The sequence below is a fragment of the Donghicola sp. XS_ASV15 genome (assembly GCF_041224595.1).
Taxonomy (GTDB): Bacteria; Pseudomonadota; Alphaproteobacteria; order Rhodobacterales; family Rhodobacteraceae; genus Donghicola.
The window spans coordinates 42,635-51,750 of record NZ_JBGFGN010000099.1 but is presented as its reverse complement, the minus strand read 5'-3'; the positions used below and the strand labels follow the sequence as shown (position 1 = coordinate 51,750).

Genomic DNA, 9,116 nt, shown 5'->3' with positions numbered 1-9,116 from the left:
GTGAACCTGAAAAACATCCTTGGCCAGATCAAGGCCTACTGTCTTAACTGTCATTGAGTGGCTCCTTTCCTAGCAGTCATTGATAGCTGCACTTTGGCACATTCGATGCCGGTGGAGCAGGAGCCACCCACCTCATCCGGTGTGGGCCGAAAAATACGATGTTGGATCACAAGTTTCACTGTGCCACCCAATGGAAGAGATACCTTGCATGTCAGGGCAACTGGCATATCTGAGCGACAACATCAGCAAGCCAGCCGACAATGCCACCGATCGACTTATCGCCCACAAGAGAGACCATCGCGTCCTGGATCTCCCGCCGCGCGGCCCATTTCTGGGTAGATGCCGCCACGTTCTGCGTGGACAAGGGAACCTCTCTCACGGCGGTTTTGCAGAACACGGATCAGGCAATATCAGCTCTTGAAGAGCTTGGGGAACCTGTCCCTGAGGAGGTCAGGCAATGGTCACCTCAGCAATTCGGGAGCGGCACCCGATCCTTCCGCGGCCATACCTTCCCAACCAAATCGCTGCAGACTCCGGTCATGCGGGGCTGCACCCACTGCCTTCGGGAAGACTTCGAGACAACGGGCGCGATGAAGATGCGGGGCCACTGGCTGGTTCCGCATATCTCGGTTTGCGTCGTCCATGAAACCGCCCTCGTTCCCCTGTGGCGAGAAGCCAGCCCTTTGAAAAGGTTCGATTCCGCGCCCCGGCTGACAGATCTCGCCCCAGACATTTTGGCTGGGAACCTAGATGGAGCGCCGCGCAAGCTCCTGCCCTTCGACCGATGGCTCGAAGCGCGTCTGGCGCTTACGGAATTCCCCGAAACATGGCTCGACGACCTCTCGCTCCATGCTGCGTGTAATTTCTGCCACCTACTGGGAAGTGCGCGGCTCCGCCTTGAGGATATTCCTCAGTCCCGCATGACGCCCGAGGATCGCCCCATCCTTTATGAGATGGGCTTTCAGGTGGCGCGCCATGGCAAAGACGAGATCCTCGCGACCTTCGATGCACTTCAACGGAAACCCGGTGTCCCACACGATGGGCCAAAAGCCATTTTTCCGAAGCTCTATGAGCGGCTTGCCTACGACTACCACGATCATCCCGACTACGCCCCGTTCCGCGATCTACTGCGCACGCACATGCTGAGCACTTGGCCCTTGGGGCCCGGGGACGAACTGCTTGGAGAACCAGTGAAGGTGCGGCGGCTTCACTCCGTACGCACCGCGGCACAGGCAACCGGAATGGACCAACGCCGACTGCGCAAGACCCTCGCCGCCGCTGGGATTGTCCGTGACGCAGAGCATGGCTTGCCCGATGCATGGGAGGTCTTCGATGCAACGTCAGCTGCACCAATTCTGGAAAGCATGACCGAGCTGATCACTGCCAAGGATATGGCAGCCTCGATCAACGCAACGCGCTCCCAATTCAATCTGCTGGTCGAGGATGGTGTTCTGGTCCCGGATCTTGATGCTGCTGATGTCAAAGCTGTCTGGCACCCGGCTCAAGGTCAGCGGTTTCTCGACAGTATCCTGACAGGGGCACAGCAACTCCGGCAAGCGCAACATGGCTGGGAGCATCTCTCCAAGGCAGCTCAACGACTAAAGATCCGACCAGTCGAAATCATCGAAGCCATCCGCGATGGCCGGATCACGCGTGTGGGCAATCGCATGGAAGCCGAGGGCTTTGCTGCGGTTCACGTCTATCACGACGAGGTTGCGGCGGTGCTCCGCCCCGATCCTGTCGACGCACAGAGCATCGAAGTCTTTGCGAAGTCTGTCGGCATCGGTCAACCCTCGATCCTGAAGCGCATGATCGACGAGGGGCATGTTCAGACAACGCTCCTGAGGAACCCAATCACCAAAGTCGATCAGGCCTACTTCACGGCCGAAGACGCTGCCGTCTTCCGAGAGCGCTACACCACACCCAAGCTGCTTTCACAAACCCATGGGGCACCCTGGCAAGCATTGGTGCGACACCTGCGGGATGCAGGCATCAAACCCTTCTCCGGCGAGCACGGCGCTTTCGGGAATGTCTATCTTCGGGATGCGACAGATCGCATTCTCGGGTAAGCATCTGACATCACGGGCAAAAAAGAACGGCGCAGGATCATCCTGCGCCGTTATTCGTTTCCTTCAACGCGCCCTGAATCCGGTCCTTAGAAGATCTTTGGTGTGATTTCTGGAAAAGGCATGCGGTGACTGTCACCAGACACTTCCGTAACAATCTGAAAACGCTTAAAAAAGCGAAAGGCCACGCATTTGCGCGGCCTCGTTTTACATTCATTTTCGATCATGGGCCTCCCGATCCGGCAGTCAGATGAGGTGATTTCCGGAACTCGGATGAGGTGATTCACAACACTCAGACCAAGCTCGTCAGCCACACTTGCTGTGACCACATGACGAACACGTCATACATCCCTCAACCATCATCATCGAATACTGGCCGCAGCTGGGGCACGCTTTGCCCTTGGGTTGGTCCAGGTTGACGACCTGTGCTTTGGGGTCGGTCTTCAAGCCCATGCCTTCGCCTTCCATGAAGCCGATCGAGACAAGGTGCTGCTCGATCACGCTGCCGATGGCCGCCAGGATGGAGGGGATGTACTTACCTTGGATCCACGCACCGCCACGGGGGTCGAACACGGCTTTCAGCTCTTCGGCGACAAAGGTGATGTCACCGCCACGGCGGAACACGGCCGAGATCATGCGGGTCAGCGCAACCGTCCAGGCAAAGTGCTCCATGTTCTTGGAATTGATGAAGACCTCGAACGGACGGCGGCGACCGCCAACGATCACGTCGTTGATGGTCAGGTAGATTGCATGCTCGCTATCGGGCCACTTCAGCTTGTAGGTGTTGCCTTCCAGCGCCTGCGGACGATCCAGAGGCTCGGACAGGTAGACGACATCTGCGCCTTCGTCCTGCTCGGGGGCCTTCTCGCTCTCTTCGCTGACGGACAGGACCGACCCGGTCACGTCGTTCGGACGGTAGGTGGTGCAGCCCTTACAGCCCTGATCCCATGCCGCCATGTAGACGTCTTTGAAATCATCAAAGCTGATGTCTTCAGGGCAGTTAATGGTTTTCGAGATCGAACTGTCGATCCATTTCTGTGCTGCCGCCTGCATTTTCACGTGGGCCGAAGGCTCCAGCGTCTGAGCGTTCACGAAGTAGTCGGGCAGTTCTGCGTTGCCTTTCTTTTCGCGCCACATCTGAACAGCGTAATCGACCACTTCCTCTTCGGTGCGGCTGCCATCTTTCTGCAGAACCTTGCGCTTGTAGGCGTATGCAAAGACCGGCTCGATGCCCGAGCTGACATTGCCCGCATACAGCGAGATGGTGCCGGTGGGCGCGATCGAGGTCAGCAGCGCGTTGCGGATGCCGTGCTCTGCGATCTCGGCGCGGACATCCTCGTCCATCTGCTTCATGTTGCCCGAGGACAGGTAGCCCTCGGCGTCGAACAGCGGGAAAGCGCCCTTTTCTTTGGCCAGCTCGACCGACGCCAAATAGGACGCGCGAGCGATCAGCTTCATCCACTTTTCAGTCTGCGCTGCAGCTTCGTCAGAGCCGTATTTCAGGCCAACCATCAAAAGCGCGTCCGCCAGACCGGTGACACCCAGACCAATGCGGCGCTTCTGCTCGGCTTCGCGGGCCTGCGCTTCCAGCGGGAAGCGGCTGGCATCAACAACGTTGTCCATCATGCGCACAGCCAGAGCGACCAGCTCTTCGAGCTTGTCCTCATTCAGAACAGCGCCGTCCTCGAACGCGTTGTCCACCAGACGGGCCATGTTGATCGAACCCAGCAGACACGCACCATAGGGCGGCAAGGGCTGTTCGCCGCAAGGGTTGGTCGCAGCAATGCTCTCGCAATAGCCGAGGTTGTTCATGGTGTTGATGCGGTCGATAAAGATCACGCCCGGCTCGGCGTAGTCATAGGTCGACTTCATGATCTTGTTCCACAGATCACGGGCCTCGACGGTTTTGTAAACCTTGTCGCCGAACTTCAGCTCCCAGCTGCCGTCGTTCTTGACCGCTTCCATGAACGCGTCAGTGACCAGAACGGACACGTTGAACATACGCAGGCGGGCTGCGTCAGACTTCGCGGTGATGAAATCCTCGATATCGGGGTGGTCACAGCGCATGGTGGCCATCATCGCACCGCGGCGGCTGCCTGCGGACATGATGGTGCGGCACATCGCATCCCAAACGTCCATGAACGACAACGGGCCCGACGCGTCTGCGGCCACGCCTTTGACATCCGCGCCACGGGGGCGAATGGTGCTGAAGTCGTAGCCGATGCCGCCGCCCTGCTGCATGGTCAGCGCGGCCTCTTTCAGCATGTCAAAGATACCTGCCATGCTGTCGGGGATCGTGCCCATGACAAAGCAGTTGAACAGGGTCACGGTGCGGCCGGTGCCGGCACCTGCGGTGATGCGGCCAGCGGGCAGGAATTTGAAATCCTCGAGCGCGCCGTAGAATTTCTTTTCCCAAGTCTCGGGGTCTTTCTCGACCGACGCGAGGCTCGTCGCGATTCGGCGCCAAGTGTCCTCGACCGTGCCATCAATCGGCTGCCCGTCTGCCTGTTTCAAACGGTACTTCATATCCCAGATTTGTTCGGCAATGGGGGCAGCAAAGCGGGTCATTTCAGCCTCGAATTTTTGTGATGGTCCGGAGGCGCTAGCTAGTGCAGACGCCATGTTTGGTCAACGCGTTTATCGCCGAAAACAGCCATTTTGTCACCATATATAGGATAAATATTTATCCACATCCCTACATTTAGGGGGATGCCTTTTTCGACTGTGTGGTGCGTGATCTAGCAGACATTGAAAAAACGCCTTCCCTTCTGAGGGTTAAGGCATCCTCTGCTTGCACCTTTAATTCGGGCCATTAGGGATTTCTCCCTAAGGTTGCGCGGTATTCACAAGTGCCTGTGGAAAACTCTCTGCTGGAAAGTCACAGCAAGCGTCTTGTCCCCCCCTGACAATCGGCTAAGTACCGATCCAAGGTGGTTAACAATGTCTGAATACATCAATCTGCTGAAGCTCTGCGTCGGCGCGGAACAGGTCGAAGATCTGCTAAACTGGCAAAAGAACCCGCGGGCCAAAGGGCCCGACGGGCGGATTCGCCACGTCACTCGCATGTGGCCCAAACGCGAAGCCGAAATTCTGAACGGCGGATCGCTCTACTGGGTGTTCAAGGGCGTGATTCTGGCGCGTCAGCGGATCATTGGTCTGGACGAGGTCGATACAGGCGACGGCATCCGCCGCTGCGGGATCGTGCTGGACGACGAGGTTCAGCGCACCGAACCTGCCCCGCGCCGCCCGTTCCAAGGCTGGCGATACCTCAAGCCCGAAGACAGCCCCCGAGACCTACGCAAAGGGCGCGAGAGCGAAGACAATCTCCCGCCAGAGCTGTCAGCCGCCCTCGCGGATATCGGGGTCATCTAAAAGCAAAGGGGCGCCGCAGCGCCCCATGTCAGATCAATTCCAGACACCCAACTGCTTTAGTAGCTCGGTGCGTATGGCGCGATCCTCGTCGCTCAGCTTCAAACCGCGCGCTTTGAACAGTGTCGCCTGAGAGCGCAGCACCAAGGCATCCGACAGAATCTTCAGGTGGTTAGCGCGCAGCGTCTCGCCAGAGCTGGTGATGTCAGCCACGGCCTCGGCGGTCAGGTTCTTGATCGTGCCCTCGGTCGCGCCTTGGCTGTCGACTAGCTGGTAATCCGCGACACCGTGCTCCTTCAGGTACTCGCGCACCAAGCGGTGGTATTTCGTGGCGATCCGCAGGCGGAAGCCATGTTCGGCGCGGAAGGCCGCAGACACTGCATCCAGATCTTCCAACGTATCCACATCGACCCAAACCTGCGGCACCGCAATGATCAGGTCTGCCTGACCAAAACCCAGTTCTGCCAGTTCCTCAACCCGCTGGTCCCATTGGGACAGCTTTTCGCGGATCAAGTCCTGCCCGGTCACACCCAGATGGATGCGGCCCGCCGCCAGTTCACGGGGAATCTCGCCCGCAGACAGTAGGACCAGTTCCACGCCTTCGATCCCTTCGACCTTGCCCGCATATTCGCGTTCAGAGCCCGCGCGCGACAGGGACACGCCCCGCTCTGCGAACCAGTCAAAGGTCTTTTCCATCAAACGGCCCTTCGAAGGCACACCGATTTTGATCGTCATGACAGACCTCCGAGGTCCAGAACCAGTCCAGGACGGATCACGCCACCGACCGCCGGAATTTCACGCCCCTGCCCCAGTTTCGAGGTCAGCGCATCATAGCGCCCGCCCGTCGCCACGGGGGGCAGATCGGGGCGATCCTCGGCGATTAGGCCAAAGACGAAACCGTCGTAATATTCCATCGAAGTCCGGCCATAGGTCGCCTCGAACTCAAGTGTCTCCAGCGAGACACCTAGTTTCTCAAGCGCCGCGCTACGGGCCGCCATGCGGCCCACAGCGTCATTGATCGCGGGCAGATCGACCGCCAGATCACGTAGTTGCTCCAACGCGAAAGGCACGGTTTCGCGCACATCCAGTAGCGCTTCGATCAATTCGAGTTCGCGCTCAGAGATGGGCGCGGTTGCGGCGTCCTCTTTCAGCGCGGCGATGCGGCCCTCGATTTCGGCAGCAGAGCGCAGGCCAATCATAGGGCCCGCATGCGCAAGTGGATCAGCAGCGCTCAAGAGCGCAGCACGCGCGGCAGGCACAGGCGCACGGCCCGAAAAACGGTCGAGCAAAGCGCGGAACCGGCGGGGATGCCAGATGTGGCGCAGCAAGGCGGCCTTGCGACGCTCGGTGGTCTCAAGCCCCTCAATCGCAGCGCGCAGCAGGCCGATGTCGCCGGTCACGGCCTTCAGCCCCATTGGCTTCAGGGCAGTCGCAATGCGGGCGAACACCTCGGCCTCGGCTCCGACAGGATCGGCGCGGTCAAAGACCTCGTACCCGACTTGCAGGTATTCGATGGCGCGGTCAGGGTTCTCTTCCTGACGGCGGAAAACCTCGCCTGCATAGGTGTAGCGGGCAGGTTCTGCGCCTTGGGCCATGTGCATTTCGACCACAGGCACGGTGAAGTCTGGACGCATGAACATCTCGCCCCGCGCAGGGTCCGAGGTCACATAGGCACGGCCGCGAATATCCTCGCCATAAAGGTCGAGCAGTTTGTCCGCAGGCAGCAGGAACGGCGGCTCTACAGACACCGCGCCTTGGGCTTCGAACTGCGCACGCAGTTCGGCCGCCAGTTTGCGGGGGGCGCTACGGTCTATCATTTGTACAGATCCAGAATTTCGCGCACCTTGGCGACCAGATCACCACGGGCCACTTCGTACTGCGACGGACGGTCTTTCCATTCCTCCAAGGTCGCCTCTTCGGCGATCTTGGCACCAAGGATCAGGTCCTTGATCTGGATGACGCCGCGCTCAGCCTCGTCTTCGCCTTCGATGACGGCCACGGGGCTGTTGCGCTTGTCCGCATACTTCAGCTGGTTGCCAAAGTTCTTGGGGTTTCCCAGATACACCTCGGCGCGGATGCCAGCCTCGCGAAGCTCGCGCACCATCAGCTGGTAGTCGGCCATACGGGCCTTATCCATCACGGTCACGACCACGGGGCCTCGGGCGCTGTCCTGACCAATGCGGCCCTTGGCGCGCAGAGCGGCCAGCAGACGGTCCACACCGATCGAGACACCAGTCGCAGGGACTGCCTGACCAGTGAAACGCTTCACCAGATCGTCATAACGGCCACCACCAGCCACCGAGCCGAATTGGCGCTTGCGGCCCTTTTCGTCGAAAATTTCAAAGGTCAGTTCGGCCTCGTATACGGGACCGGTGTAATACCCCAAACCGCGCACGACCGAGGGGTCGATGATGATACGGTCGGGGCCATAGCCTTGGGCACCCAGAAGGGTCGCGATCTCAGCGAGTTCGTCCACCCCTTCGGAGCCGATCTTGCTCTCGCCAACCAGTTCGCGCAGACGCGCCAACGTTTCGGCACCGGTGTCGCGGCGGGCATCCATGAAGCCCATGACCACGTCGGCCTGCGCGTCAACCAGTCCAGCACCCTTGGTAAAGTCACCGCTTTCGTCCTTGCGGCCCTCACCCAGCAAAGCTCGCACGCCCTCCTCGCCCAAGCGGTCGAGCTTGTCGATGGCACGCAGCACGATGCCACGCTCGGCTTCGAATTTGGTTTCGTCGCTGGGGTCCAGAACGCCCGCCACTTCCATGACGCCGTTCAGAACCTTGCGGTTGTTGATGCGCACGATGTAGTCGCCGCGGGGAATGCCCACGCGCTCCAAGGTATCCGACAGCATCGCGCAAATCTCGGCATCTGCCGCAACCGAGGGCGCGCCCACGGTATCCGCATCGCACTGGTAGAACTGGCGGAAGCGGCCGGGGCCAGGCTTTTCGTTGCGCCAGACGGGGCCCATCGCATAGCGGCGATAGGGGGTCGGCAGATCGTTGCGGAACTGCGCATAGACGCGGGCCAAAGGCGCAGTCATGTCATAGCGCAGGGCAACCCAGCCGCTGTCATCCTCTTCCCAACCAAACACGCCTTCGTTCGGGCGATCCACGTCAGGCAGGAATTTCCCCAGCGCCTCGACGGATTCTACCGCGCTGGTCTCCAAAGCATCAAAACCATAGTGGCTGTAGACCTCGGCGATCTGGCGCAGCATTTCCTGACGCTCGGTGACTTCATGGCCGAAATAGTCACGAAAGCCTTTGGGGGTTTCGGCCTTTGGCCGGGGCTGTTTCTTGACTTTGGCCATGGGAACACTCCAGATAGGGGTCTTTTCGCGGCGGGGTGTAGCGTTTGAACGCCGCGGGGGCAAGCGGCGGCACGTGACAAAGCCAAAACGACGCGCAAGGAAAACAGCATGGAAAACCGGATCAACCAACTCGAAGAGCGCGTGGCGCATCTGCTGAAATCCGTGGATGACATGTCAGACATCGTCGCGCGGCAAGAAACAGAAATCGCACTACTGACCCGCCGCGTGCAATTGCTCATGGAACGCGAGGCTGCGCGGGAATATGCAGACGGGGCCGCCGAAATCGTCGGCGACGAGCGGCCACCGCACTACTAACGGCTGCCGTTGCGCCGTGAGTATTTGGACAAAGCAGAGAGCTTAGCTTCTTTTTG

Annotated in this window: 8 protein-coding genes; 3 read left to right on the top strand and 5 right to left on the bottom strand. The window is 59.6% G+C overall.

Translation table 11 applies throughout. From position 1 onward, the window contains the following. Nucleotides 1-211: 211 nt before the first annotated feature. A complete protein-coding gene (locus AB9K37_RS03210) occupies nt 212-364 on the bottom strand; it encodes a hypothetical protein (RefSeq protein ID WP_369835524.1) in 153 nt (50 codons plus the stop codon). Here AB9K37_RS03210 and AB9K37_RS03205 point away from each other — a divergent pair. Further along, a complete protein-coding gene (locus AB9K37_RS03205) occupies nt 297-2,069 on the top strand; it encodes a TniQ family protein (protein ID WP_369835522.1) in 1,773 nt (590 codons plus the stop codon). The two genes, AB9K37_RS03210 and AB9K37_RS03205, sit on opposite strands and share 68 nt — an antisense overlap. A gap of 303 nt (nt 2,070-2,372) precedes the next feature. Here the strand turns inward: AB9K37_RS03205 and AB9K37_RS03200 are convergent, their stop codons facing one another. Further along, nucleotides 2,373-4,634, bottom strand: coding sequence for an adenosylcobalamin-dependent ribonucleoside-diphosphate reductase (locus tag AB9K37_RS03200; protein WP_369835520.1), 2,262 nt, complete (start codon nt 4,632-4,634; stop codon nt 2,373-2,375). A 372-nt stretch (nt 4,635-5,006) separates the two neighbouring features. On the opposite strand from AB9K37_RS03200, the gene AB9K37_RS03195 reads away from it, so the two are divergent. Then, nucleotides 5,007-5,438: a DUF1489 family protein gene (locus tag AB9K37_RS03195; protein ID WP_072707615.1), complete on the top strand. Its 432-nt coding sequence runs from the start codon at nt 5,007-5,009 to the stop codon at nt 5,436-5,438. A 33-nt stretch (nt 5,439-5,471) separates the two neighbouring features. On the opposite strand, the gene hisG is transcribed toward AB9K37_RS03195, so the two are convergent. From hisG to hisS, 3 genes are read right to left on the bottom strand one after another with little or no spacing between them, the layout of a single operon-like run. Further along, on the bottom strand, nt 5,472-6,170 hold the full coding sequence (hisG, locus tag AB9K37_RS03190; protein ID WP_369835519.1) for an ATP phosphoribosyltransferase: 699 nt from the start codon (nt 6,168-6,170) through the stop codon (nt 5,472-5,474). After that, on the bottom strand, nt 6,167-7,252 hold the full coding sequence (locus tag AB9K37_RS03185) for an ATP phosphoribosyltransferase regulatory subunit (RefSeq protein ID WP_369835518.1): 1,086 nt from the start codon (nt 7,250-7,252) through the stop codon (nt 6,167-6,169). Before AB9K37_RS03185 ends, hisG begins: the two co-directional genes overlap by 4 nt. Further along, entirely contained in the window at nt 7,249-8,745 is a 1,497-nt protein-coding gene (hisS, locus tag AB9K37_RS03180) for a histidine--tRNA ligase (RefSeq protein ID WP_369835517.1), read from the bottom strand. The genes AB9K37_RS03185 and hisS overlap by 4 nt, the downstream gene beginning before the upstream one ends. Nucleotides 8,746-8,853: 108 nt before the next feature. Here hisS and AB9K37_RS03175 point away from each other — a divergent pair, with 108 nt between their 5' ends. After that, nucleotides 8,854-9,060: a SlyX family protein gene (locus tag AB9K37_RS03175; protein ID WP_369835516.1), complete on the top strand. Its 207-nt coding sequence runs from the start codon at nt 8,854-8,856 to the stop codon at nt 9,058-9,060. Nucleotides 9,061-9,116 lie beyond the last annotated feature (56 nt).

What these genes read in the sequence shown, in the direction of transcription:
- AB9K37_RS03200 (WP_369835520.1), bottom strand. Translation starts at nt 4,634, where the DNA reads ATGACCCGCTTTGCTGCCCCCATTGCCGAACAAATCTGGGATATGAAG.
- AB9K37_RS03195 (WP_072707615.1), top strand. Translation starts at nt 5,007, where the DNA reads ATGTCTGAATACATCAATCTGCTGAAGCTCTGCGTCGGCGCGGAACAG.
- hisG (WP_369835519.1), bottom strand. Translation starts at nt 6,170, where the DNA reads ATGACGATCAAAATCGGTGTGCCTTCGAAGGGCCGTTTGATGGAAAAG.
- AB9K37_RS03185 (WP_369835518.1), bottom strand. Translation starts at nt 7,252, where the DNA reads ATGATAGACCGTAGCGCCCCCCGCAAACTGGCGGCCGAACTGCGTGCG.
- hisS (WP_369835517.1), bottom strand. Translation starts at nt 8,745, where the DNA reads ATGGCCAAAGTCAAGAAACAGCCCCGGCCAAAGGCCGAAACCCCCAAA.
- AB9K37_RS03175 (WP_369835516.1), top strand. Translation starts at nt 8,854, where the DNA reads ATGGAAAACCGGATCAACCAACTCGAAGAGCGCGTGGCGCATCTGCTG.